Here is a 24,257-nt window from a genome sequence, read left to right as displayed (position 1 = left end):
GATGTACGCAGATGAAGAGTGTGGTGGTTTGAGTGTTTTTTATTCATCCTGGTTCTGTTTTTCTATTTAGTAACTTGATGAGCTTATTGATTCGAAATGGAATGATCGTAACCGCGGAGCGGAGCTTTGTCGGGGACGTGCTTTGTGAAGGGGAAACCATCGCGGCGATTGGCGAGAACCTTGAGGCGCCTGCTGATGCGGAAGTCGTGGATGCAACGGGAAGGTATGTGTTTCCAGGATTCATCGATCCCCATGTGCACATCTATTTGCCGTTCATGGGGACCTTCTCGAAGGACGACTATGAATCAGCGAGCAAAGCGGCTTTGATTGGGGGGACGACGACCTTGATCGAGATGTGTTGTCCGTCGCGGCAGGATGATCCCTTGGAGGCGCTGGCGCTTTGGCGTGGCAAGGCGGAAGGCTTGTCGGCGTGCGATTTCACCTTTCACCTCGGGGTGACGAAGTTCGACGAGGAAACTCCGGCGAAGCTGAAGAAGGCGGTGGAAGAGGAGGGGGTCGCTTCCTTCAAGGTCTTCCTCGCCTACAAAGGGGCCTTCGGGATCGATGACAACGAACTCTACCAAACCCTCAAGACGGCGAAGGAACTCGGGGTCATTGTCACGGCGCACTGTGAGAATGCGGATCTGGTTTCCGCCCTGCAGGCGAAGCTGGTGGCCGAAGGAAAGGTGGGTCCGGAGTGGCACGAGCCTTCACGACCGGTGCAGGTCGAGGCCGAGGGCTGCCACCACCTCATGAGCTTTGCGGAACTCACCGGCGCGCATGTCTATGTGGTGCACACCAGTTGCGCGGAGGCGGTGCAGGCGATCAGCGAGGCGAAAGCACGAGGAGTGAATGCGTGGATTGAAACCGTGATTCCCTACCTTGTTCTCGACAGCAGCTACGCCGAGCGACCGGACTTTGAAGGTGCCAAGTGGGTGATGAGCCCGCCGATCCGCGACAAGGAGCATCAGCCGATTCTTTGGCAGGGACTAGCTGATGGAATCATCAGTACGGTGGGGACGGATCACGCGCCCTTCGACTTCGCAACGCAGAAGCACATGGGTCACCCGGATGCGGACAAAGCGGTGAATGCGGATTTCTCACCGCGCGGAGAAGCTGCCAACTTCACTCTCATTCCGAACGGGATCCCGAGCATCGAAGATCGTATCAATCTGCTCTACACCGAGGGGGTGAAGACCGGGAAGATCGACTTGCAAACCTTGGTCAAGGTCGGCAGTACGGAAGCCGCCAAGATCTTCGGTCTGTATCCGCGCAAGGGAGAGATCGCGGTGGGAAGCGATGCGGTCCTGGTCGTTTATGATCCGGACTATCGCGGGACGATTTCGGTCGAGACGCAGACAATGAACACGGACTACTCCGGCTTCGAAGGGGTGGCGATCGAAGGACGGCCAAGCCTCGTCACGGTGCGCGGGGAAGTCGCGGTGCGCGATGGGGAGTTTGTCGGGACGCTGGGTCGCGGGGAATATCTAAAGCGCAAGCCGACGCATTTTTAGGTAGGGAAATCAAACGGTGAATTCTTCGTTACCATGAGCTGCCGGCGGCAGGTGGATGTGATCGATGAAGTTCAGGGGGTTCCTTCCTCTAGATTCCCTAGTCCACCATTGATCGGTAGAATGCAAAATTGGGTATCAAGATTATGACCGAAGCCGAACTGTTGTCGCACATTGAAGACGGAACCGGTGTCCCTGCAAAAAGAGGGCACCCGACCTATTACGACGCGGGTGGACCGATTCATCCGACCGTTCCGGTCGACTACGACGAAGAGAGGTTGACGGCGGTCGGGAGCGTCCTTGGTGAGCCAGACTTCACTTATCACCCGGCACTAGGACTCCCTCATATCGACCTTCATCGATATCCTGCCACGGTAGACAGACCATTTACCTGCTATGTGACAAGCGGGATGTCGGACTTCCCCACCATTCTGAGAGACGGCTCGTCAATTCGGGTAGAGTTGGTCGCCTGCACGGCGAGAGGGGATTACGACCACGACATCAATTCCCCTGGATCGATCTCAATGGTGATGAGGTATGCTTCCCTTTATCCATTTCTTCAGCAAACGGGGATCAATTATTACCATGTGATTGAACTCCCGCAGGAGTATCATCCCTACTGGGGTAAGCGAGTCCTTCTCATTCCTCCATTTCTGCTCAATGACCTGGCGTTTCTCCCTCTGAAGGGACAGAAAGTTCATCTGCTCGGGATGATTCGAATCTCGGACAACGACTTTTCCGTATTAACGGCGCGGGGTCCTGAGGCACTCTTTGAGTCTTGGCGCGAGACCCTCGAGACTTGGCTCTTCGATACGGAGAATCGGGCGCCTTTCATTCTCCGAAGTATTCAGCCTCCGCCGGTGCGAAAGCCGCTTGGATTGCTGGGTCGGTTGTTTGGACGGAAATGACGTTCCACAATCGACTGTGTCCAATCGTTACCGACCGTCCCTATCCGGGCGTGTCGTTTGCTCCATTGGCATGGGGAGCTCCTACAAGTCGACGAATGAGTTGATGAACGAGTCGACAGGGAGCTTGGCGAGGTTTTCTTGGCTTTCGCAGGTTGCGTAGATTTCCTTGGCGCGGGCTTCGGGGAAGATGCGGAGAAGGTTGGTTTCGAATTTCCCCATGAGCAGCGGGATGCCGTCCTTGCGGCGGCGTTGGTGGCCGATGGGGTAGAGGACTTCGATGCGCTCGGTGCAGGTGCCGTCTTTGAAATGAATCTGAATGGCGTTGGCGATGGAGCGTTCGTCGGGGTTGAGGTAGGCGCGGGTGTAATCGGGATTCTCGGTGACTTCCATGAGTCCGCGAAGTTGATCGATGCGGGGATCGGCGGCGACCTGGTCTTCGTAGTCTTCGGCGAGGAGGTCGCCTTTCAGCAAGCCGATGGCGACCATGTACTGGAGGCAATGATCGCGATCAGCCGGGTTGTGGAGGGGGCCGGACTTGTCGATGATGCGCACGGCGCTTTCGTGGGTGTCGAGGTGGATGCGGGCGATGCCGTCGAGACGGTTGATGATTTCCGGATGGAGTGTCACCGCAGCCTCGACGGCGGTTTGGGCGTGGAATTCGGCGGGGAAGGAGATCTTGAAGAGGATCTTTTCCATGACGTAGCTGCCCAGTGGTTGGGAGAGGGTGATGGGTTTGCCTTCGAAGAGGACGTCGCCGAAGCCCCAGCCTTTGGCGGTGATGGCGGAGGGGTAGCCGGGTTCACCTTGGACTGCCATCAGGGCATGCCAGACGCCGCGGCTGGTGGCGTCGCCGGCGGCCCAGGATTTGCGGGGGCCGGTATTCGGTGAATGGCGGTAGGTGCGCAGGGCGCCGCCGTCGATCCAGGCATTGGAGAGGGCGTTGATGATCTGATCGCGGTTGGCGCCAAGCATGCCGGCGGTGACGGCGGTGGTGGCGATGCGGACGAGCAGGACGTGATCGAGCCCGACGCGGTTGAAGCTGTTTTCGAGCGCGAGGACGCCTTGGATCTCGTGTGCCTTGATGGCTGCAATGAGGATGTCTCTAACAGTAAACTGATGCGTGCCCTGTCGATTGAGGAAGTCGGCGAGCATGAGGATGCCGCCGAGGTTGTCGGAGGGGTGGCCCCATTCCGCGGCGAGCCAGGTGTCATTGAAATCCAGCCAGCGGATCATCGTGCCGAGGTTGAAGGCGGCGCGGACCGGATCGAGTTCGAAGCGGGTGCCGGGGACGCGGGCTCCCTGGCTCATGGTGGCACCGGGGACGACCGGGCCTAGACGGTGGACACAGGCGGGGAAAGTGAGAGCTTGAAAGGCGCAACCGAGACTGTCCAACAAGCAGTGGTGTGCGGTTTCGAGGGCTTCACTGCTGGTGATGGGTGTCTCGAGAATATAGTCGGCGATTTCGCAGAAAAGTGGGTCGGGATCCGGGCGGATGTTCGAGGGAGGTGCGGACATGATCAGCGTTCGTTGAGGGGTGCGACCGATCGGGTGTCGGGTCCGATGTAGTCGGCGGTTGGGCGAATGAGGCGGTTGTCCTCGCGCTGTTCGTAGATATGGGCGAGCCAGCCGGTGACGCGGGAGAGGACGAAGATGGGAGTGAACATGGGCGTCGGAATGCCGCAGAAGTGGTAGGCCGAGGCGCTGTAGAAGTCGGCGTTGGGGAAGAGGTTCTTTTCACGTTTCATGACGGCGTGGATCCGTTCGGAGACGGGGTAGACGACGGTATCGCCGGTCTTCGTCGCCAGGTCTTTCGCAAGCGCCTGAATGACCTCCGAGCGGGGATCGGACTCGGTGTAGACGCGGTGGCCAAAGCCCATGATGAGGGACTTCTTGGCGAGCATTTCCATGATGCCGGCCTCGGCTTCGTCGGGTGAGGAGAATTTTTCGATCAGTTCCATGGCGGCTTCGTTGGCTCCGCCGTGCAGGGGACCGCGGAGAGCGCCGATGGCGGCACAGATCGCCGAGTAGACATCGCTGAGGGTCGAGGTCACGACGCGGGCGGTGAAGGTGGAGGCGTTGAACTCATGCTCGGCGTAGAGGATCAGCGAGGTGTCGAGGACCTTGGTTTCGAGCGGGTCGGGTGACTGTTGTTTGAGCAGATGGAGGAAGTGGGCGGCAAGCGAGTCTTCGCCGGTATCGAGGTGGATGGCTTTGCCGTGGTGGGAGATGTGGTACCAGTAGCAGAGGATGCTGGGAAAGGCGGCGAGCAGGCGCAGGCCGACGGCGCGTCCGGGATTGCTGTTAGATTCAGGTTCGAGGCAGCCGAGCATCGAGCAGCCGGTACGCAGGACATCCATCGGGTGGGTGTCGGCGGGAATGGCGGCGAGCGTGGTTTTCAGATCTTCGGGGAGCTCGCGAGCTGCATGGAGATGGGATTTGAATTCGGCGAGTTGGTCGGCATTGGGGAGTTCGGCGTGGAGGAGGAGGTAGGCGACTTCGTCGAAGGTGCAGTGATCGCAGAGGTCGTTGATGCCGTAGCCGAAGTAGGTGAGGCCGGTGCCTTGCTTGCCGACGGTGCAGATGTGGGTGGTGCCGGCGACGACGCCGGCGAGTCCCCTGGTGTTCGAGTTGCTCATGATGATGGGTTGTTTTTGTGAGTGCTGTCCTGATCAGCTTCGTGTTCGTGATAGCGGAGGTGCTGGTAAAGCTCGTCGCGGGTTTGCATTTGATCGATGGACGCTTGCTGGGTGCCGTGGCTGCGGAGCTTGGTGTAGACTTCCATCGCGGCCTTGCTCATCGCACGAAAGGCGCTGAGTGGGTAGAGCGCAATGGCGATGCCGGCGTTCTCGAGTTCTTCGAGGGTGAAGAGCGGGGTCTTTCCAAATTCGGTGATGTTGGCGAGGACCGGAGTATCGAGAGCGGCGGTGACCGTGCGGTAGTCGTCGAGAGAGCCGAGTGCTTCGCAGAAAATCATGTCGGCGCCGGCGTCGAGGTAGGCTTGGCAGCGGTCGATGGCGGATGGCAGGCCTTCGGGGGCGACGGCGTCGGTGCGAGCCATGATGACGAAGCTTTCATCGCAGCGTGCGTCGACGGCGGCCTTAAGGCGGTCGCACATGACTTCGGTGGTGACGACCTGTTTGTTGGGTCGATGGCCGCAGCGTTTGGCTTCGGTCTGGTCTTCGAGGTGGCATCCGGCGGCACCGGCTTGCTCGATGGCGGCGATGGATTTCCCGGGATCGTCCCAGCCGGTATCGGCATCGACGAGGAGGGGAAGATCGCAGGCGGAAGTGATGCGTCGGACGTCTTCGAGGACGTGGTCGAGAGTGGTTTTGCCGAGGTCGGGGAGGCCGTAGGAGGCATTGGCGACGCCCGCACCGGAGAGATAGAGCGCTTGAAATCCAGCGTCTTTGGCGAGGATCGCGGCGTAGGCATTGATGACGCCGGGCAGCTGCAGGGGGCGCTCGGAGTGGAGCGCTTTGCGGAACAATTGGCCGGGGGTCACATCAATGAGGGGTTAGGGGCTGAGTGACTGGATGTAGGCGATCAGCTCATCCAGTTGTTCGTCGGTTAGAACGTTGGCGTAGGGAGGCATGGCCGGGGCGTATCCTTTGACGACCTTGGCGGTGGAATTCGCAATCGATTCGCGGATGTAGCTTTCGTCGGCGGTAAGCTTCGACCCATCGACGAACTCCCTTTCGCGACCGACGAGACCGTAGAGGGTGGGGGCGATGGCACCGTCCTGGGGGAGGTGGCAGGCCTGGCAGCCCATGGTGGTGAAGACGTTGGCGCCGGCCTCTGCTTGTGGGCTGAGCGGCGCGGCGGTTGCGGCGCTGTTCGCCTTCGCGCCGGAGATGAGGAGGTAGACGATGCCGGAGCCTAACAGGAAGGTCAGGGCGAGGAGTTCCTTCCAGCGGCGGAGCGAGTGGTAGCAGTTCATCAGGTGCTTGATGATGGCCAGCGTGATGATGATCACTGCGGCGATGGGGATGTTCCAAGCGCTTCCGTAGGTGGCCGGGAAGTGGGCGCTGAGCATCAGGAAGATGACTGGAAAGGTGATGTAGTGGTTGTGGGTGGAACGGATCTTCGCCTGCTTGCCGAGGTTCAGGTCGTGGGGTTTTCCCTCGAGGAGCGCGGCCATCATCTTGGCCTGATTGGTCATGATGTGGAAGAAGACATTGGCGCTCATCATGGTGCCGAGCATGGCGCCCATCTGCAGGTAGACGGCGCGGCCGTTGAAGACCGTGTTGAGCCAGAAGCTGTAGCCGATGAGTGCGGCGAAGCAGATCAGGAGTCCGAGCCACTCCTTGTTTTTCAGTGGGCTGCGCCATATCAGATCGTAGAAGATCCAGCCGCCGATGATGGAGCCCAGACTGATGACGGCACCCATGTAGGCCGGGAGATCCGTCTTGGAGGGATCAAGGAGCAGGGTGCCGCCGCGGGTGTAGAAGAGCGAGACGAGCAGGATGAATCCACTGATCCAAGTGGTGTAGGATTGCCACTTGAAGATGTGCAGGCGCTGCGGGAGTTCCTCGGGGTTGATGATTCTTTTCTGGAGGAAGAAGATGCCGCCGCCGTGGAGCATGTTCATCGAACCGAGCGAGGTCTCTCCGTCTTCGGGGTTCTTGCGGAGGTTGAGCTCGAACCAGGTGAAAAGGAGAGAGTTGCCAATCCACATGATTCCCGCCACGACGTGGATCATGCGGAAGGTGATATCGATGAACTCGATCATGTTTCGAGACTAAGAGAACCTCATGGTGACGGCTAGGTCTATCAGTGCATACGGCTCCGGTCGCCTACTTCTCAATCCACGCCATGATTTTCGTGGCGAGTTTGTCGAAGGCGACCACGGATTGAGCAATGTGTTCCTCTTTGGTGTCCTCGATTTTATTGTGACTGATGCCATGGAGGCTTTGCACAAACATCATAATGGTGGGCACTCCTGCCGCCGCGGCTTCGGCAGCATCATGCAAGGGACCGGAGGGTAGACGATGACTCGTTCCGACTGTTTCCGTGATTGCCTCATCGCAGAGATCTATCAGTTCGGAATCAAAAAGAATCGGTTCGATATGCCAGATTCGGCTCCATTCGACGCTTGCATCCGCCTCGGCTGCAAAACGTTCGCTGGCCTCCATGGCTTGACTGAGCATGCGAGCGAGTGCGTCGCGATCGAGGTGCCGCTGATCGAGGGTGATCTCACAATCCTCGACGACACTGGTCACGATTCCGGGCTTGGTCTTGCAGGAGCCAATCGTACACACGCCGCCTTCGCGATCGGTGATGGCATAAATCTCAGGCGACATTTTTGCCGCCGCTAAAAAGGCATCCTTTCTCCGATTCATGGGAGTGCTTCCCGAGTGCGCGGCCTGACCGTGAAAATGAATGGCGTGTCGCTCCACTCCGAATGTTCCCAGGACTGCGCCGAGCGGCAGGTCGAGATCGAGAAGGACAGGGCCCTGTTCGATGTGCAATTCCTGATAGGCCGCGGCATTGGCAAGTTCCTTGCCGCAGCTTTTCGCCTGGTCCAAATCGATGCCCTCATTTTTCAGAGCATCTGGAAGTGAAATGCCATCCTTGTCGGTGAGTCCGCGCGCTTCCTCGAGGTCGAGATTTCCGGAACAGGCCGACGAACCGAACAAGCTTTTTCCAAAACGAGCGCCTTCTTCATCGGCCCAATCGACGACTCTTACGGTGACCGGCGGGCCGTCAGGATATTCCTCGGCAATGCGGCGGAGGATGGCGACTCCGGACAGGGTGTTGAGGCAGCCGTCGAGCCAACCTCCGTTGGGCACGGAATCGATATGACCTCCAATGACGAGGGCACGGTCCTTTTTTCCGGCCAGGGTTCCCCAAAGATTGCCGGCGGCATCGCGGTGGACTTCGCATCCTGGAATGGCTTCGAGTTTGTCCTGCAGCCACTTCCGAGCGGTCCTCCAGATCGGGGTAAAGGCCACGCGCTGGGCGCCATTTTCGTCGCCAGTCAGTTCACGAAGGTCTTTGAGTTCGTCGATGGTGGTCTGCGGATTCATGGCTTGGGATTGGGAGTTAAGAAAGTTCGGAAAGAACTTCGGAAAAGACTTCGATGAGGAAGTCGGCGTCGGCGGGGGTGAGGCACATGGGGGGTTTGAGGCGGATGACCGAGCCGTGCAGGCCGCCCTTGCCGACGATCAGACCGTGGTCCTTGCAGCGCTCGAAGAAGTCGGCGGTGAAGGCGCTGGCAGGCTGGCCGTCTTGGACGAATTCAACGCCGAGGATGAGACCGCTGCCACGGACGTCGGCGATGACCGGATACTTGTCCTTCAGCAAAGTGAGGCCGGCAATGAGCTGGTCGCCGATTGTTTTGCTGAGCGCCATGGTGTTGTCGCGGAGCATGATGTCGAGGGTGGCCATGCCCTGGGCCATGGCGAGCGGGTCGCCGCCAAAGGTATTGAAGTGGATCCGCCCGGTCATGTGGGAAGCGATCTCGTCGGTGGTGACGACGGCGGCGAGGGGGAAGCCGTTGCCGATGGACTTGGCCATGACGACGATGTCGGGGATGACCTCGTAGTTCTGGAAACCCCAGAAGTTTGTTCCAGTGCGGCCGAAGCCGGTCTGGACTTCATCGGCGATGCAAACGCCACCGGCCTCGCGGACGTGGGCGTAGGCATGGGTGAGGTAGTCGGCGGGGTAGGGAACAGCTCCGCCGACGCCTTGAATGGGTTCGGCGATGTAGGCGGCGACCTTTCCGCTGGTACCGAACTTGATCAGATCCGCGACTTCTTCGGCATACTGCTTGCCGGCATCGGGGGCATCGTAGGGGATCGGCCCCCAGACCGGGTGGGGTGCTTTCAGGTGCTGGAAGCCGGGCATCGGTGGCACGGCGTATTTCCAGGTGTGATGACTGGTGAGTGCCATGCCGACGGCATTTCCTCCGTGGTAGCAGTTGCGTAGTGAAAGGATCTCGTGGTGACCGGTGTGGAGGCGGGCCATGAGGATCGCGAGATCGTTGGCTTCGGACCCGGAATTGACGAAGTAGACGCGATTGAGCGGGTCGGGAAAGGTGGCCGCGAGTTTCTCCGCGTACTCGACGACGGTGGGGTGGAGGTAGCAGGTGGGGGCGTGCTGGATGAGCTGGGCCTGAGCGCTGAGGGCGGCGGTGACTTCAGGGTGGCAGTGGCCGACGCTGACGGTGCAGATGCCGCCAAAGCAGTCGAGGTAGCGTCGTCCGGTCTCGTCCCAGAGATACTGCATGTGGCCCTCGACCGGCATGAAGGGCTCCTTGTAGAGCAGGAAGATGCCTTGATTGAGGACGGCCTTGCGACGCTCCAGTAATTCCGCTTTCGAAGGGCCGGAGTAGGGGGACGGCGTGTGATCACAGGGTGGGAGTTCGATGGGCATGAGGGCAGGGCGGGTGAGTGGTTCGGCAGCGGTCAGGCTTGCAGATTGGTCGAGGAATTCGAGATAATTTCAACAGGGCACAGTGCGGGATGAGTGCCAAACGGAATGTTTTTTGCCTGACGGGTTCCATTCCTGTGCGGGTGCCCTAGGTTCCGGAAAACGTTCAACGATCTGATTTCATGAAACCGTTAGACATCCCCGCCTACTCGGCCTACCTGCCGGAGTCGCTTTTGGAAATGCTGTGGGCGGATGCGGAGGCCGTCGCAGGGGTCGAGGGTCTGCGGGTGTCGGCCGGTTTGCGGGAACATTATCCGGACGTCGAGACGGATGAGGCGCTGAAGTTTGCCTGTGACTTGTATGACCAAGTCAAAGGCAGGCTGGCGGATGTGCTCGAGAGCCGGGTGCGTGATCGGGAGTTCATGGATCGCGTCACCTTGTCCTGTGTGAAGGAGAATGAAGAGCTCGACTACACCTCGCCGCACTACCGGACAGTGCTTGGCGAGAAGGACCAGTCGGGGCGGGTGGTGGTCGGACCTTTGGAGCAAACCGAAGCCGCGGCCCCGGTGGAGATCCCGGAGTTTCTCGTCGGGGATCAGGTGACCTTGTTTGGTCCGCCGGATACCGCGAAGATGTCGATCAATGCGATGAACGCGCTGAATCGGATCAGTCCGGACGAACCGGCGATCGTGAGGGAGTTGGTCGAGGCGGCGGGTCAGGTGCCGCGCTGGGGTGCGGACAACGAGGATTCCAAGACGCCGATCATGGCGAGTTTCCTCGATGCCTGTCAGAACCTGATGGCTTGCTTTGACGGGACAATCCGTTTTGAGGATCAGCAGCGGGGAAAGACCTATGAGTTGGATGAAGAGGGACTTTCAAAACCGATCAAGCGGATTCCCGGATTGGCTCTGCCGGATGGGAGTCACTTGCTGAATGGAAATCCCTTGCCCTTGCATCTTTATGATTTCGCGACACATCTGTGGCACAATCGGGCGCGGAAGGAGGCCTTGGTATTCTACGTGCCGAAGCTGGAAAACGAAGAGGAAGCTGGCTACTTGCGGAACTTGATTGAGCGTGCCGAGCGGATGATTCAGGCGGTGGAACCCGGCTATGAGCTGGGAACGATCAAGCTGTTCATCGTGTTCGAGAACCCGCGGGCGATTTTCCGTATCCGTGAGATCGCAGCGGTGCTGCATCCGCATTTCCTCGGGGGGAGTCTGGGATGGCATGACTTCCTTGCCTCTGCCGCGCGTTTGTTCAAACACGATCCGCGCTACCGGATTCCGGTGAAGGCCGATCCGAATATCGTGATCAACCACATTCGCGAGTCGCATCGGATTCTAGTGCGGGCACTGGAGCCGCTGGGGGCGATCCGGATCGGCGGGATGTACGGGGTGCTCTTTGAAGAGGGGAACGAGAAGTCGTATGAAGTCAGCATGGTCGGCTATGTGCGCGATGTGACGACGCAGCTCAAGCGCGGTCTCAATGGCTTCTGGGTGGCGCATCCGGCCTTCGTGCGGACCGGTCTGGCGATGGTCGAAGCCTGGCGTCGCGGTCCGGAAGTCGTGACCGAACTGGTCAAGGCGCTGGTGCCGAATGAGGCCGAGCATGGACCACTGTTAGATTTTGTTTTTTCCGAAGATGCCGCGGGTTTGGATCCGCAGGATCCGGGCTACCTGCGCAGTGTGTTGGCGGCCAGTGTCGAGGTCTCGGATGTCATTGCGAACGATGATCCGGAGGAGGTGCGATATAACGTGTTTCAGGCGCTGCAGTATGTTTGTGATTGGTTGTGCGGAAATGGCTGCGTCGCGCTGCCGGCGACGATGACGAATGGCCAGGGTGAGAGCGTTTTTGTCCGAATCATGGATGATCTGGCGACCACTGAGCGCTCGCGCTGGGAGTTGTGGGCTGAGGTGGCGCATGGGCGGGTCACGCATGAATCCTTTGAGAAGATTCTACGGCAGGAGATCGCGTTCATCCGTGCTGGGGAAGATGCCGCGAACAAGAGGATTCAGGTGGCGTGGAAGGGTGAGGCGGCGAAGTGGTATCCGGTGGCCGCGGCCCTCCTGCATCAACTGGTGACCGATCCGGAGCCGATGGAGTTCGCGACGGAGTTGCTGATGCCGTTTACCTTCGACATGATCCGTGAAGCGACGGATCCGATGGCGGCCGTTCAGAAGCTTGCACCCGGGCGGTATCAGGGCTGGGTGGTTTAGTCGTTATCCAACATGGCCAGAGGATCGGCGGTAGGTAGATCGTGTGCGGCGCCGACGGGAACACTGGTCAGCTTGCCGTTGAGGATGTTGATCGCAGAGATGAGTTCCGGTTGGCTTTTGCAGGAAGCGGCGAGTCCGTTCTCAGCGAGCATGGTGATCCATTTGTGGGTGGCGTTGTTGAGCGCCTGGGTGGCGGTTCGCGCATAGGCGCCGGGCATGTTGGCGACGCAGTAGTGAAGGATGTTCTCTTCGAAGAAAGTGGGATCGTCGTGCGTGGTGGGGCGGCTTGTCTCGGCGCAACCACCCTGATCGATGGCGATGTCGACGAAGACGGCTCCCGGCTGCATCTGGCGCAGCATCTCGCGGGTGATGAGTTTCGGAGCGGCAGCTCCAGGAACGAGGACGGCCCCGATGATCAGATCGACGCGAGGCAGCTGGTCGGCGATGTTCGCCTCGGTGGAATAGAGGGTGTGCGCGCCTTCCATCGTGATGTCGAGAAAGCGCATGCGTTCGATGTCGACTTCAAGGATGGTGACATCCGCACCGATACCTGCCGCGACCCGCGCGGCATTGATGCCGGCGCTGCCGCCACCGATCACCATGACGCGGCCTGGGGCCACGCCGGGAACTCCGCCGAGCAGGATGCCTCGCCCGCCGCGGTGTCTGGCGAGGTGGTAGGAGCCGACAATGGAGGACATGCGTCCGGCGATCTCGCTCATCGGTTCGAGAAGCGGGAGACGGCGATTGATTTCGAGCGTTTCGTAGGCGAGGGCGGTGCAGCCGGATGTCATGAGCGACTCGGTCAGTGTCTTCGAAGCCGCGAGGTGAAGGTAAGTGAAGAGAGTGTGTTGTGGTCCCAGACGCGCAATTTCCTCAGGCTGGGGCTCCTTGACCTTGATGATCAAAGCGGCCTCTCCAAAGACGGCTCCGGCATCGGGAAGAAGCTCGGCACCAGCCGCTTCGTAGAGGGCGTCGGGATAGCTGGAGCCCTCGCCGGCACCGGTCTCGACGACCACGCGATGGCCTCGCCGGACGAGCTCGCCCGCTGCTGAAGGAATCACGCTGACGCGATGCTCCTGAACCTTGATCTCCTTCGGGACGCCGATTGTCATCGGATCATCCTAATCCCGAAGTGGAGGATAGGCGACGAGAATTGAGATTCGTCCCACGAGTATCGTTGCCGCTTACTCGGGTGAGAGCATCAGCATGATCGGATTGTGATCAGAAAGCTCACGCGGAACGTCGGGCACCATGACGGCATCCGCCTTCTTGAAACCGGTCGTCATGAAGTAGTCAAAGGTGGTGGGTTCGAAGCGTCGATCATTCGGGTCGGGATCACTCCGCCAAGTGGCGCGATCTTTTTTCGGTGTGTTGCCCCAGGTGTTGTGGAAGCCGGCTTTTTCAAAATCCGCGACCACCGTGCATACCGGGAACTGGCCGTCATGATTGGTGTTGAAATCTCCGGCGATGACCCAGCCGATGATTTTCTGATCGGCGAACTTTTTTTCCATCTCGGCTTTGTGATCGATGATCTGGCGGACCGACTCGGCACGGGTATCGGCGACATCCTGAGCGCCCTCAGGAGTATCGCTGCCGCGGTTGCTCTTGAGGTGGACGCAGTAGAACATCATCAGGCCGCCGTCGGGATGCTCGAGGGCGGCGAAAGCGAAGCCGCGTCGGAGATTGGGAAGGTCGGCGGTCGGGGCGAAGGCCTCGAACCAGGCGGAGTTGGCCTTGAGCGTGGAAGCGATGGCGCATTGCTGAGGACCGACGGTCTTGCCATCCGACTCAAGGAACTGGCTGAAGACGTGAACCTTCATTTCGGGAACTGCCGTAGCGAGCTTCTCAAATGCCCTCTCGTCGGTAACTTCCTGAGCGAGGAGGATGTCGGGAGCGAGTTTCTGGAGGACGGTCGATGCCCCTTTCAATTGCTTGGTCTGGTCCCTCTTGGAGGCATTGGGGTAGCCTCCTGGGAACCACTCGATATTCCAACAGGTGGCCTTGAGTGGCTCTGCTTGGAGGCTTGGTGGAAGAAAGAAAACATGAGCAAGTGCGGTAGCCGCGAGAAAGGTTGAACGGATCATGGTGGAGAGGGCGTTAAGTGGGGCAATATTTGCGAGAAGAACGTGATCGTTCGTCGACGATCATAGTGCCTTTTTCCGGAAACGCAGCTTTGGAATTAGAGGAACTCGGCCGGTGATGGTGTCAAGTGATAGTGTCTCGGGCCGCCTCAGGCTGTTCAGGACCATTCCCACTCTCTGGTGACCTCAGGAACGTGAGCCAATGGAGTGGCTCTGCATAGCTTCGTGCGCCGTCTATTCCACTTGAAGCGGCGGACAAGGTCCGACCTCGACTACTCGAAGGACTTGGCGACTCCGGAAAGCTTCTTTTCGGATTCCTCACGCCATTCAAGGGACTGAGTGGCAGCCTTCGCATGATAGGGCGAAAATCTTGTCGCGGCCAGTTTGGCGGTGCGACGCGTCGAGGTCCTGAGGAGGTCATCGTAGACTCCCGAGATGCGACGGTTGAGATCGGCTTTGGCAGCGCGCTCACCTCGTTCCTTCAGCCACTCGTTGACCTCAAAGAGTGAGCGTACTGCCGCCAACTGCTTGTTTTGCTCCAAGATCTCACTTACTGCTACGGATGGCCCCGCCTGAGCATTCGTATCAATCCCGGTGCTCGATGGCCGCGTGGCGGCGAAGGCGAAGACGAGGCGGGTAAAGCGGTCTGCGGTGGCCAGTGTCTTCGCCTCCTCCATGAAGTCGGTGATCTGGATGGGTGTCCACTTGATCGCACGATCGAGCCGACATGCCTCATGCGTCTCGTAGCTGTTGACACGTTGCGGCCAGAGGGATGGCTCGGCGTTTCCGGCGGCGATCACGATACCTAGGAGCTCCGCGGACTCTGCGGTGAAAATCGGAGTGCCGAGGGCGGATTGGTTGAAGCGCGAACCGTTACTCAGCTTCTCAGCTGTTATTCCGGCGACACGACTCTCAACGATGGTGTCAGACTCTCCGATCCCCAGCACGGACAAGCCGGACTCCAATTCGCTCGGCCCCATCTTGCTCAGCGCACCCTCAACCTCGTTCTTGACTTCAAGTCGGGCAAGGTCGACATCGGCGGCCACTTCGAAGGTGCCGAATTTATCCAGCTTGACGCCCTCGGAAGTCACGATTTCAAAGCGTGAATTGCCGCCGACGAAGCTGGCGGGGAAGTAGATCCAGACTTTGTCATCGGCAGCTACCAAAGTTCCGGATCCGCTGGTTTGGTCGCCGCTGATCGTCACTACCGAGGTGAGCTGCTCTGCGGCGGTTTTCTTGGCGGCTTCGAGCTTTTCTCTGCTGGTCGGTTCCCGCTCTTTGACATTTTTTGCGGCAAACTCGCGGGCTTTGAGGCGTTCGAGCTCGCTTTCCGCAGATTCGGCACGTCTCTTAAGACTGCGGAGTTCGCTCTTCAGTTCGCTGTTCTCAATGGCGAGCTCGTCCGTTTCTTCCTGCTGGGACTGGAGCCGCTCCTTCCTCGAATTGAGATCCTGAGTGGTGAGCTCCAGCTGTTCGGTGAGTTCGTCAATTTCGGCCTGCTTTTTCTCGTCTTCGCAACCAAGGAGGACCAGCGAGCCGACACCGATGGCGAAGGAGAATAGAAGATGCTGTGCGTTCATTTGACCGGGTTTTTGACTTAGGCGCCATGCTGCCAGTCAGCTAGCGACAGTCAAGGAGGCGGTTTCCGCATCTTGATCAAAGTCGGATCAATGGAGACCGTTGAGGTGTTGGCGGGCAGTGACGCCTTAAACGATTCATTTGACCAACCCGCTCCGACAAGAGTCCAAATCGGCGGCTTCGATCCGGCGCTTTGCTGGGAGAAACGCTTTACCTCAACGATTCTGATCGAGGAACCGTTGGCGTAGGAGCCAAGCAATAAGGCCGTCAAGCACGGCTAACCCCCCCAATCGTCACCTTTGGCCACTTCTTTTGGGTCAGGCGCTGCTCGTCTCCAATCTCCATCATTCGTTGTAGTGAATTCCCGTGACAAGACAGAATGAGCTCATCCACCTTAACGTGACGCTTGAGGGTCGGTATTCGCAATATTTGCGGGAACTGCCCCCAACGACCGGAAGAAACAGGGCACCCCGACGGCAACCGATAGGTCGCACTAGGAAGGTTTTGTTGATTTTCGTCTAAATCGAGGGATCTTCTTGCCTTTGCTAAGAATCCTTTCTTTACCGTCCGAACCTACTACACCAACGCTGAAGTTCCCATGAAACCCAATTTAAACAAGACCCCATCTACGACTTCCATGTCCGGCTTTACCCTGGTCGAGCTCATGGTCACGATCGTCATCGTCATTGTTCTCGCCGCCTTTGTTTTTATCGGGACATCCCGAATGAGAGCGTCCGCTGACCGGGCTATTTCCGCTGATAATCTTCGTAAGCTTCAGCTGGCGAATGGCCTCTATGCGAGCGACAACAACGGGCGTTTCGTTGCATGCTTTACCAGAAACGAGGAGGGGAAGACAGGAGGTCTGTGGGACCGGAACTCCGATTTCCTCGATCTTTATGTCGGGGTGAATCAGCCGACCGACGGCAACAGGCAGGAGAGCCGGGTGAGCCCAAAGCACCTTGATCCCATCGCTTACAAGGCCAAGGCCAGCGGTTATGATACGCTCAAAGCAAGCTACGGCATGATTTCGAAGGATGATTACACTTCGAGCGGGCCAGGTGCTAATTCTTCCTACCGGATGACCGAGTTGACCTCACCGTCCCAGACCGCTGCGTTTGTGACCGCGGTGAACTGGCTTGTTCAGTACAGCGGCCGTAGCAACTGGAAGGGTGTCGAAGGCAAGGTCAATGCGCCGATGATGGCATACCGTCATGGCAACAAGGCACAAGTCGCTTACTACGATGGTCATGTCGGCGAAATTACCAAGGAGGACATGGCAAGGTTCGACAAGCGCGGCGGCAAGAAAAACTCGTTCTGGACGGGAACGAACGGCAGGCGTTGAGCTTTGAAGCCCCGTTCGGGTCGGTTTGGATCTCCAGCTTTTTGGTTGCTCTTCCGGCTGAACTATTGGTCTCGATCACTTTCCGCCTCACTCCCTGCTCAGTGAGCGCGGGGAAAGGAAGTACCGCCGGTGGTTTGCTGCGGCTTGAGGCTAAGGGGTGAATTTTCCGGCGGCGCGGAGGGCTTCGCGGACGGAGATGGCGAGCATGAGCGGGGGTTCGCCGACGGCTTTGGAGCCGTGGATGGTGCTGCGCTGGGCAGCGTCTGTTAGAAGATTGACGCGGAAGTCGAGGGGGGCGTCGGAGATGGTGGGGATGGCGTAGGTGGAGGCGCTGTGGGTGAGGAGGACGCCGTCGTCATTCCACATGAGTTCTTCGCTGGTCAGCCAGCCGGCGCCTTGGACGAAGCCGCCTTCGATCTGGCCGCGATCGATGGCGGGGGCGAGCGAGTTTCCGACGTCGTGGAGGATGTCGACGCGGCGGAGGTGGTGCATGCCGGTGAAGGTGTCGAGTTCGACTTCGCTGACGGCGGCACCGAAGGCGAAGTAGTGGAAGGGTTTGCCTTTGGGGTTGGGCTGCGACCAGTCCCATTGGAGGTCGGGCGTTTTGTAGAAACCGGCGGCGGAAAGCTGGATGCGCTCGGTGTAGGCTTTGGCGATGAGTTCCTCGAAGGGGATGGTTTTTCCTCCGCCGTGGACGTGGCCGTAGGCGTAGGTGATGTCGCTCTCGGTGCAGCCGAGGATGGTGGCGGCGAGGGGATTGAGGCGGCTGCGGAGTTGGGCGCAGGCATCGGCGACGGCCATGCCGTTGAGGTCGGAGCCGGAGCTTGCGGCGGTGGCGGAGGTGTTTGGGACCTTGTCGGTGCGGGTGTGCATCAGCCGGATGCGCTCGGCGGGCAGGCCGAGTTCGCGCATGGCGACGGAGAGGATTTTGGTATGGAGGCCCTGGCCCATTTCGGTGCCGCCGTGGTTTACCTGGATGGAGCCGTCGGCGTAGATGAGGACGAGGGCGCCGGCCTGGTTGTAGTGCTTGAGGGTGAAGCTGATGCCGAACTTGACCGGGGTGATGGCGATGCCGCGTTGCTGGTGCGGGTTGGCGCGGTTCCATGCGGCGATGGATTTTTTTCGGGCGGCGAAGTCCGATGTTTCTAGTAGTTCGTCCCAGATGCGGGCGAGGCGGTTGTCTTCGACTTCTTCGCCGTAGTGGGTGGTGTTGGTTTCGCCGCTGCCGTGGTAGAAGTTGCGCCGGCGGACTTCTTCGGGCGGGAGGCCGAGTTTGGCGGCGATGCGGCCGATGATTTCCTCGATGACGAGCATGCCCTGGGGGCCGCCGAAGCCGCGGAAGGCGGTGTGGGAGGTGACGTTGGTTTTGCAGACCTGGCCACGGAAGCGGACGTGGGGGATGTAGTAGGCGTTGTCGAGGTGGAAGAGGGCGCGGTCGTTGACGGGTTGGGAGAGATCGAGGGACCAGCCGCCGTCGGAGTAGAGCTGGATGTCGGCGGCGTGGAGTTGGCCATCGGGGTGGTAGCCGATGCGGAATTTGGCGAAGAAGGGATGGCGTTTGCCGCTGGTGGAGATGTCGTGGTCGCGGTCGAGTTGGAGGCCGACGGGTTTGTCGGTTTTGAGAGCGGCGATGGCGCAAAGGGCGGCCCAGGGGTTGGCTTGGGTTTCTTTTCCTCCGAAGCCGCCGCCCATGCGGGGGCACTCGACGACGATGCGATGGCGCGGCCAGCCGAGGACTTCGGCGACGATGGTCTGGGTTTCGCTGGGGTGCTGGGTGGAGGAGGTGATGTGGAGCCCGCCTTCGCCATCGGGTTCGGCGAGGGCGGCGTGGGTTTCGAGGTAGAATTGCTCCTGTCCGCCGATGTGGAAGGTGCCTTCGAGGACTTGTGGTGATTCTGTTAGAGCGCTGTCGATTTCACCGCGCTGGAGAAAATGGGGGTCGGTGTGGAATGACTCGGCGGCAATGGCGTTTTCGATGCCGAGGAGGGGGGCTTGTTTGGTGAACTGGATGTCGAGGAGCTCGGCGGCGAGCCGGGCTTGTTCTTCGGTGTCGGCGATGACGGCGGCGAGGAGTTGGCCGTGGTAGTGGATTTCGTTTTCGGCGAAGAGCGGTTCGTCGTGTCGGGCGGGGCCGGTGTTGTTAGAGCCGGGGATGTCGGCGGCTGTTAGAATGCAGTGGACGCCGGGGGATGAGATGGCGCGGGAGGTATCGATGCTGAGATCGGTGGCGCGGGCGGTGGTGGAGAGGACGGGCCAGACGGCGAGGGCTTTGCGTTTGAGGGCGATGTCGTGGGTGTAAAGGGCGCTGCCGGTGACGTGGGCGATAGCGGATTCGTGGTGGGGGGTGTCCTGGGAATCGGCAGAGACGGTGGGTCGTGGGATGGAGTCGCTGAAGCCGGCGAGATACTTTCTGAAGAGAGAGGGAATGAGTTGCTGGCGGTGCTCGGCGGTGGCGCGGACGTCGGTGAGCGGGGTGAACTCGCTGCTGAGAAGGGTGAGGATTTTCTCGGAGGAAGCTTCGGCGCTGGGGAGGCCGATGAGGGCTTGTTCGGTCTTGGAGGCGCGGGCGGGGGTGGCGGCGACGCCGCCGTAGGCGAGGCGGGCGGTGGTGATGAGGCCGGCTTCATCGGTGACGAGGCGGATGGCGGCGGAGACGGTGGAGATGTCCATCTCGCGGCGCTTGGAGACTTTGTAGAACTCGGTGCGGCCGGGGAGATTTCTCGGGATGGAGATGGTGGTGAGGAGTTCGTTCTCGGCGAGGAGGGTTTTGCGGTAGCCGGTGAAGAAGTTTTCTAACAGGACGCTGCGCTTTCCGTCGGGCGACTCGAGGGTGAGGGTGGCGTCGAGGGCGAGGAGGAGCGGGGCGGTGTCGCCGATGGGTGAGGCGGTGACGAGGTTGCCGCCGATGGTGGCGCGGTGGCGGATCTGGCGCGAGGCGAAGAGCCGCAGCAGGTGATCGAGGGCGGGAATCTCGCCAGCGAGGGCGGCTTCGATGTCGGTGAGGGCGGTGGCGGCGCCGAGGTGCCAGTGGGTGTCGGTTTTTTCGATCTGCTTGAGCTCGGGAATGTGCTCGAGGGAGATGAGAGCGGTGGGGCGGAGGTGGCGTTTGTTGATGAGGACGGCGAGTTCGGTGGCGCCGGCGATGAAGTTTATTCCGGGGTTGGCGGACTTTAGTTTGAGGGCTTCGGATATGGTGGTGGGGGTGGAGTAGGAAGAAGTGCCGAGTGAGCAGTGAGCAGTGAGCAGTGAAGAGCTGGCTAGCGTGGGACTTTGAGAGAGGGCGGCGGCGGCGTCGCGGATGGGGCGGTAGCCGGTGCAGCGGCAGAGGTTTCCGCAGAGTTGGTCGGCGACGGCGGAAGGGTCTGCCGTGACGCCGCGGGCTTGGGCTTCGGCCATGGAGCAGATGATGCCGGGGGTGCAGTAGCCGCATTGGGAGCCCTGGCAATCGACCATGGATTGCTGGGCGGGATGGAGGGAAGAGTGATCAGCGAGGCCTTCGGCGGTGATGATTTCGCGGCCGACGAGGGAGTGGACGAGGGCGAGGCAGCCGTTGATGGCGCGGGGTGGGCCTTCGGGTTCTAACAGGAGGATGGTGCAGGCTCCGCAGTCGCCTTCGTTGCAGCCGACTTTTGAGCCGGTGCGACCGCTTTGGCGGAGGAAGTCGAGGATGCTTTGGTGGAGCGGGGCGGAGGAGACGTCGACTTCCTTGCGGTTGATGGAGATGGAGGTTGGCAAAGTTTGTTAGATGGTATGCTAAGAGTAAGAATTTAACCGCAGATGAACGCTGATGGACACAGATTTTGAGTGGGATATGAATTCTCGTGATAGCCCCCTTGGAGACAATTCTGCATTGCTTTGGAATCCGTGTATTCTGTGTATTCCGTGGTTCTCGTTTTGGTTTTATGAATCACGGGAGGCGGTGGACGTTTTTGTAGTAGAGGTAGGAGGCGGGGGTGTCGCCGATGGCGGCGAACCATTGGGGGCAGTAGGGGGCCATCCAGATGGCGTCGCCGGCTTCGACGGGGTAGTAGGCGTTTTCGAGTCGGTAGATGCCCTGGCCGCTGAGCATTAGCAGTCCGTGTTCCATGATGTGGGTTTCGACGAAGGGGAGGGTGGCGCCGGGTTGGTAGGTGAAGATGTTGATCGCGAGGTCGTAGCGTGGATCGATGGGGAGCAGCGTTTGGAGGCGGGCGCGTTCGTGGCCGAGGAAGGGTTCGTCGGGGACATCCGAGGCGAGACCGTGGATGAGTGGGGGGAGTCCGAGATTGGGGTCAGGCTCGTAGACTTTGCGGAAAAGGGTGACGCGGGTGCTTTCATCGCCGTGGAGGGTGAAGGCGGTGTAGGGTGGGATGAAGATGAAGCCGGTGGTGGCGAGCGCGATGGATTCGCCGTCTTCGATGTCGATGGTGGCGCTGCCGGTTTCGATGTAGAGGGCGTGTTCGTGTTCGTCAGCAGGGAAAGTGGCAGACCCTTCATTGGATTCGAACGTGATGAGGATTTGGGAGAGGTCGGCACCCATCGCGGGGGAGAGGATGACGAAGCCGGTGGCGTTTTCCCATCCGGGGAAGGCGGAGGGGACGTGGCCATCGGGGGCGATGAGGGCGTGGCGGTCGGCGAGGACGGTGCGGGTGTGCATTGGGTGAAGGGTAGGTGGTTTTTGGAGGGGCTCAATGGGGGAAATTTTGGACCAGGATGGATGGGATGGATTGGATGAAAGGCAGGGATTATGTTTTTGTATTATTAATTTTGGTCCGTATTGGTTTTGGGTCTGATGAAATGGGCTTTGGTGCTTGGGGTGACTTTCTGGCCGCGGAGGTAGGTGGTTTGGATTTGGTGGGTGGGGGTTTGACCGAGGTAGGGGGAGATGGGGTGGCGGGTGAGGAGTTGGTCGGCGGTGATGGGGTGGGGTGCTTTTTTGACGATGGTGAAGTCGGCGTCGTAGCCGGGGCCGAGCTGGCCTTTTCCGGGGAGGCGGAAGCGCTTGGCGGGGTTGATGCTGGTTTGGGGGAGGAGGTCGAGGGAGCGATCGAGGAGGAGGGGGAAGCCATGCTGGATGCCGGCGATGCCGCCCCAGATTTTGAAGAGGTCGTCGCCGGTCTTCATTTCGGGTGGGGCGGGGGAATGGTCGGAGCCGATGGTGTCGATGAAGCCGTCGCGGAGACGTTGCCAGAGGGCTTCGACCGTGGAGGCAGGACGGAGCGGTGGAGCGCACTTCGCGGCAGCTCCGATGCGGATGGCGTCGGTGTCTGTTAGAAGGAGGTAGTGTGGGCAGGTTTCGACGGTGACGTCGATGCCGCGCGATTTGGCTTCGGTGACGAGGTCGATGCCTTCGGGGCAGGTGACGTGGACGATGTGCAGGGCGCATCCGGTTTCGGCAGCAAGACCGATGGCGAGGGTGATGGCTTCCAGTTCGAAGGAGATGGGTCGTGAGGTGAGCCAAGCGGCCATGTCGGTGCCGCGGACGGGGAGGTCGCGTGCGATTTCGGCGTGGACGGCGACGGGGAGTTGGAGGTCGGCGGCGATGCTCATGCCGGCGCGGAGGGTGTCGGCATCGGCGTGGGGGAATTCGTCGAGGCCGGAGTGGCACATGAAGGCCTTGAAGCCGATGGCACCTTCGGCGGCCATGGCTGTTAGATGGGGAATGGAGTCGGGGGTGAGGCCGCCCCAGAGGGCGAAGTCGAGGTGGGATTTTTCTTCGGCGATGCGGCGCTTTTTGAGGAAGTCCTCGGCGGTGGTGACCGGTGGGGACGAGTTCAGCGGCATGTCGATGAAGGTGGTGCCGCCACCGACGGCGAAGGCGAGTGAGCCGGTATGGAGGCCTTCCCAATCGGCGCGGCCGGGTTCGTTGAAGTGGACGTGGGCATCGATCCAGCCGGGAAGGATCATGGCGTCGCCGAGGTCGACTTCCTCGCGGGCGGTGCCGGTGATGTTTTCGGCGAAGTCGCTGACGAGGCCGTCGGTGATGGCGAGGGTGTGGGGTTGGCCTTTGGAGTTGGTGCCATGGAGGAAGAGGTCGTGCATGGAGATCAGGTGGCGGCGTGGGAACGGAGGAAGCGGGTGAGGACTTCGATGCCGGTGGCGATGTCCTGCGGGGTGGCGAACTCGTCGGGGTGATGGGAAAGGCCATCGCGGCAGCGGACGAAGATCATGCCGATCGGGGCGACGCGGGAGATCGCGACGCCATCGTGACCGGCGCCGCTTGGCATGATGCGGCGGGTGTGGGTGGTCGCTTCCAAGGCATCGAGGAGTCGCTCGGTGAGCTCGGAGTCGCAGGGCACGGCGTCGTTTTCCTGGACGATCTTCCAATCGATGGTGAGCTCACGTTTTTCGGTGATGGCCCGGCATGTTTCCTCGAGTTGCTGAAGGAGTGCGTGGCGTTTTGGATCCTCAGGATGGCGGAAGTCGATGGTGAAAGCGGCGGCTTGGGGAATGGAGTTGGAGGCACCTGGCCGGATGTCGATCTTGCCAACGGTGGCGATGAGATCGGCTTCGTCGCGGGCCATGGATTCGACCTCGAGGATGCATTCGGCAGCGCCTGTTAGGGCGTCGCGGCGGAGGTCCATGGGGGTGGTGCCGGCATGGTCGGCACGGCCTTCGATGGTGACGAACAGCCGCGACTGGCCCGCGATGCCGGAGACGATGCAGGCGGGCTCGTTGGCGTCTTCGAGGATGCGTCCCTGCTCGATGTGGAGCTCGATGTAGCCGCGGGTGAGGCCCGGCAGGTATTGGACGCATTCGCAGTGGTCGCTCCAGCCTTCACGGTCGATGGCTTCAGCCACGGAGCAACCTTTCGCATCGGTGAATCCGAGAGTGGCCTCATCGAGGGTACCGGTCATGCAGCGGCTGCCGAGGTAGGTGGATTGAAAACGCATGCCTTCTTCGTCGGAGAAACCGAGCACGTGGACGGGGAAGGGGAGGGTGATGTTTTCGGCGCGCAGGGTTTCGAGAGCGGCAAGGGCGGAGATGAGTCCGAGGGAGCCATCGTATTTGCCGGCGTTGATGACGGTGTCGAAATGGGAGCCGATGAGGAGGGGCGGTGCTTCAGGATCTTCGCCGGGAAAGATGCCGCGGATACTGCCATCGCGGGTGTGGCAGGTGGCCATGCCGAGTTCTTGCATCCAAGTGAGGAGCTGGTCGGCGGCGCGCCGGTTTGCGGGTGAAAGGAAGGTGCGCTCGAGATGATCGGGCTGGTCGGAGATCGCGCCGAGGGTCTCGAGCCGGGTGAGGGCGTTCTGGATGGCGGGTGACAT

Annotated in this window: 17 protein-coding genes; 4 read left to right on the top strand and 13 right to left on the bottom strand. The window is 60.3% G+C overall.

Going from position 1 to position 24,257, the window contains the following annotated elements; genetic code table 11:
* The first annotated feature begins 77 nt into the window (after window positions 1-77).
* Both hydA and WBG04_RS05275 read left to right on the top strand, forming a co-directional pair.
* Window positions 78-1,514, top strand: a complete 1,437-nt coding sequence (gene hydA, locus WBG04_RS05280) for a dihydropyrimidinase (protein WP_424313333.1) — start codon at window positions 78-80, stop codon at window positions 1,512-1,514.
* 143 nt (window positions 1,515-1,657) lie between these two features.
* A complete protein-coding gene (locus WBG04_RS05275) occupies window positions 1,658-2,419 on the top strand; it encodes a suppressor of fused domain protein (protein WP_424313332.1) in 762 nt (253 codons plus the stop codon).
* Between the two features lie 81 nt (window positions 2,420-2,500).
* Here WBG04_RS05275 and WBG04_RS05270 read toward each other — a convergent pair whose 3' ends face one another.
* The 6 genes from WBG04_RS05270 to WBG04_RS05245 form a co-directional block, all read right to left on the bottom strand.
* On the bottom strand, window positions 2,501-3,934 hold the full coding sequence (locus WBG04_RS05270; RefSeq protein WP_424313331.1) for a bifunctional 2-methylcitrate dehydratase/aconitate hydratase: 1,434 nt from the start codon (window positions 3,932-3,934) through the stop codon (window positions 2,501-2,503).
* 2 nt (window positions 3,935-3,936) lie between these two features.
* On the bottom strand, window positions 3,937-5,055 hold the full coding sequence (gene prpC / locus WBG04_RS05265; protein ID WP_424313330.1) for a bifunctional 2-methylcitrate synthase/citrate synthase: 1,119 nt from the start codon (window positions 5,053-5,055) through the stop codon (window positions 3,937-3,939).
* Window positions 5,052-5,921, bottom strand: a complete 870-nt coding sequence (prpB, locus tag WBG04_RS05260) for a methylisocitrate lyase (protein WP_424313329.1) — start codon at window positions 5,919-5,921, stop codon at window positions 5,052-5,054. Before prpB ends, prpC begins: the two co-directional genes overlap by 4 nt.
* A 12-nt stretch (window positions 5,922-5,933) precedes the next feature.
* A complete protein-coding gene (locus tag WBG04_RS05255) occupies window positions 5,934-7,148 on the bottom strand; it encodes a urate hydroxylase PuuD (RefSeq protein ID WP_424313328.1) in 1,215 nt (404 codons plus the stop codon).
* 64 nt (window positions 7,149-7,212) lie between these two features.
* Window positions 7,213-8,445, bottom strand: coding sequence for a hydantoinase/carbamoylase family amidase (locus WBG04_RS05250; RefSeq protein WP_424313327.1), 1,233 nt, complete (start codon window positions 8,443-8,445; stop codon window positions 7,213-7,215).
* A gap of 16 nt (window positions 8,446-8,461) precedes the next feature.
* Complete coding sequence (locus tag WBG04_RS05245; protein WP_424313326.1) at window positions 8,462-9,793, bottom strand: aspartate aminotransferase family protein; 1,332 nt, start codon at window positions 9,791-9,793, stop codon at window positions 8,462-8,464.
* A 179-nt stretch (window positions 9,794-9,972) separates the two neighbouring features.
* On the opposite strand from WBG04_RS05245, the gene WBG04_RS05240 reads away from it, so the two are divergent.
* The gene (locus WBG04_RS05240) at window positions 9,973-12,006 is read left to right on the top strand and encodes a hypothetical protein (protein WP_424313325.1); all 2,034 of its coding nucleotides are present in this window, start codon (window positions 9,973-9,975) and stop codon (window positions 12,004-12,006) included.
* Here WBG04_RS05240 and ald read toward each other — a convergent pair.
* From ald to WBG04_RS05225, 3 genes are all read right to left on the bottom strand, one after another.
* Window positions 12,003-13,118, bottom strand: coding sequence for an alanine dehydrogenase (gene ald / locus WBG04_RS05235; protein WP_424313324.1), 1,116 nt, complete (start codon window positions 13,116-13,118; stop codon window positions 12,003-12,005). The two genes, WBG04_RS05240 and ald, sit on opposite strands and share 4 nt — an antisense overlap.
* 72 nt (window positions 13,119-13,190) lie before the next feature.
* Window positions 13,191-14,090, bottom strand: coding sequence for an endonuclease/exonuclease/phosphatase family protein (locus tag WBG04_RS05230; protein WP_424313323.1), 900 nt, complete (start codon window positions 14,088-14,090; stop codon window positions 13,191-13,193).
* A 269-nt stretch (window positions 14,091-14,359) separates the two neighbouring features.
* On the bottom strand, window positions 14,360-15,667 hold the full coding sequence (locus tag WBG04_RS05225) for a hypothetical protein (protein ID WP_424313322.1): 1,308 nt from the start codon (window positions 15,665-15,667) through the stop codon (window positions 14,360-14,362).
* Window positions 15,668-16,263: 596 nt separating this feature from the next.
* Here WBG04_RS05225 and WBG04_RS05220 point away from each other — a divergent pair.
* Entirely contained in the window at window positions 16,264-17,007 is a 744-nt protein-coding gene (locus WBG04_RS05220) for a prepilin-type N-terminal cleavage/methylation domain-containing protein (protein ID WP_424313321.1), read from the top strand.
* A 150-nt stretch (window positions 17,008-17,157) separates the two neighbouring features.
* On the opposite strand, the gene xdhB is transcribed toward WBG04_RS05220, so the two are convergent.
* The 4 genes from xdhB to WBG04_RS05200 form a co-directional block, all read right to left on the bottom strand.
* On the bottom strand, window positions 17,158-20,742 hold the full coding sequence (gene xdhB / locus WBG04_RS05215; protein WP_424313320.1) for a xanthine dehydrogenase molybdopterin binding subunit: 3,585 nt from the start codon (window positions 20,740-20,742) through the stop codon (window positions 17,158-17,160).
* A gap of 172 nt (window positions 20,743-20,914) precedes the next feature.
* Window positions 20,915-21,643, bottom strand: coding sequence for a (S)-ureidoglycine aminohydrolase (gene allE, locus WBG04_RS05210; RefSeq protein ID WP_424313319.1), 729 nt, complete (start codon window positions 21,641-21,643; stop codon window positions 20,915-20,917).
* A 104-nt stretch (window positions 21,644-21,747) separates the two neighbouring features.
* Entirely contained in the window at window positions 21,748-23,028 is a 1,281-nt protein-coding gene (gene allB, locus WBG04_RS05205; RefSeq protein ID WP_424313318.1) for an allantoinase AllB, read from the bottom strand.
* A 5-nt stretch (window positions 23,029-23,033) separates the two neighbouring features.
* Window positions 23,034-24,257, bottom strand: coding sequence for a M20 family metallo-hydrolase (locus tag WBG04_RS05200; protein ID WP_424313317.1), 1,224 nt, complete (start codon window positions 24,255-24,257; stop codon window positions 23,034-23,036).

The sequence above is a fragment of the Haloferula sp. genome, from assembly GCF_049672945.1.
Classification (GTDB): domain Bacteria; phylum Verrucomicrobiota; class Verrucomicrobiia; order Verrucomicrobiales; family Akkermansiaceae; genus Haloferula.
The sequence above is the reverse complement of the archived record's forward strand: the minus strand, read 5'-3'. Positions and strand labels throughout refer to the sequence as shown.

Coding starts and splice junctions, on each gene's coding strand:
- hydA (WP_424313333.1), top strand. CDS start 78: ATGAGCTTATTGATTCGAAATGGAATGATCGTAACCGCGGAGCGGAGC.
- WBG04_RS05275 (WP_424313332.1), top strand. CDS start 1,658: ATGACCGAAGCCGAACTGTTGTCGCACATTGAAGACGGAACCGGTGTC.
- WBG04_RS05270 (WP_424313331.1), bottom strand. CDS start 3,934: ATGTCCGCACCTCCCTCGAACATCCGCCCGGATCCCGACCCACTTTTC.
- prpC (WP_424313330.1), bottom strand. CDS start 5,055: ATGAGCAACTCGAACACCAGGGGACTCGCCGGCGTCGTCGCCGGCACC.
- WBG04_RS05255 (WP_424313328.1), bottom strand. CDS start 7,148: ATGATCGAGTTCATCGATATCACCTTCCGCATGATCCACGTCGTGGCG.
- WBG04_RS05250 (WP_424313327.1), bottom strand. CDS start 8,445: ATGAATCCGCAGACCACCATCGACGAACTCAAAGACCTTCGTGAACTG.
- WBG04_RS05245 (WP_424313326.1), bottom strand. CDS start 9,793: ATGCCCATCGAACTCCCACCCTGTGATCACACGCCGTCCCCCTACTCC.
- WBG04_RS05240 (WP_424313325.1), top strand. CDS start 9,973: ATGAAACCGTTAGACATCCCCGCCTACTCGGCCTACCTGCCGGAGTCG.
- ald (WP_424313324.1), bottom strand. CDS start 13,118: ATGACAATCGGCGTCCCGAAGGAGATCAAGGTTCAGGAGCATCGCGTC.
- WBG04_RS05230 (WP_424313323.1), bottom strand. CDS start 14,090: ATGATCCGTTCAACCTTTCTCGCGGCTACCGCACTTGCTCATGTTTTC.
- WBG04_RS05225 (WP_424313322.1), bottom strand. CDS start 15,667: ATGAACGCACAGCATCTTCTATTCTCCTTCGCCATCGGTGTCGGCTCG.
- WBG04_RS05220 (WP_424313321.1), top strand. CDS start 16,264: ATGAAACCCAATTTAAACAAGACCCCATCTACGACTTCCATGTCCGGC.
- allE (WP_424313319.1), bottom strand. CDS start 21,643: ATGCACACCCGCACCGTCCTCGCCGACCGCCACGCCCTCATCGCCCCC.
- allB (WP_424313318.1), bottom strand. CDS start 23,028: ATGCACGACCTCTTCCTCCATGGCACCAACTCCAAAGGCCAACCCCAC.
- WBG04_RS05200 (WP_424313317.1), bottom strand. CDS start 24,257: ATGTCACCCGCCATCCAGAACGCCCTCACCCGGCTCGAGACCCTCGGC.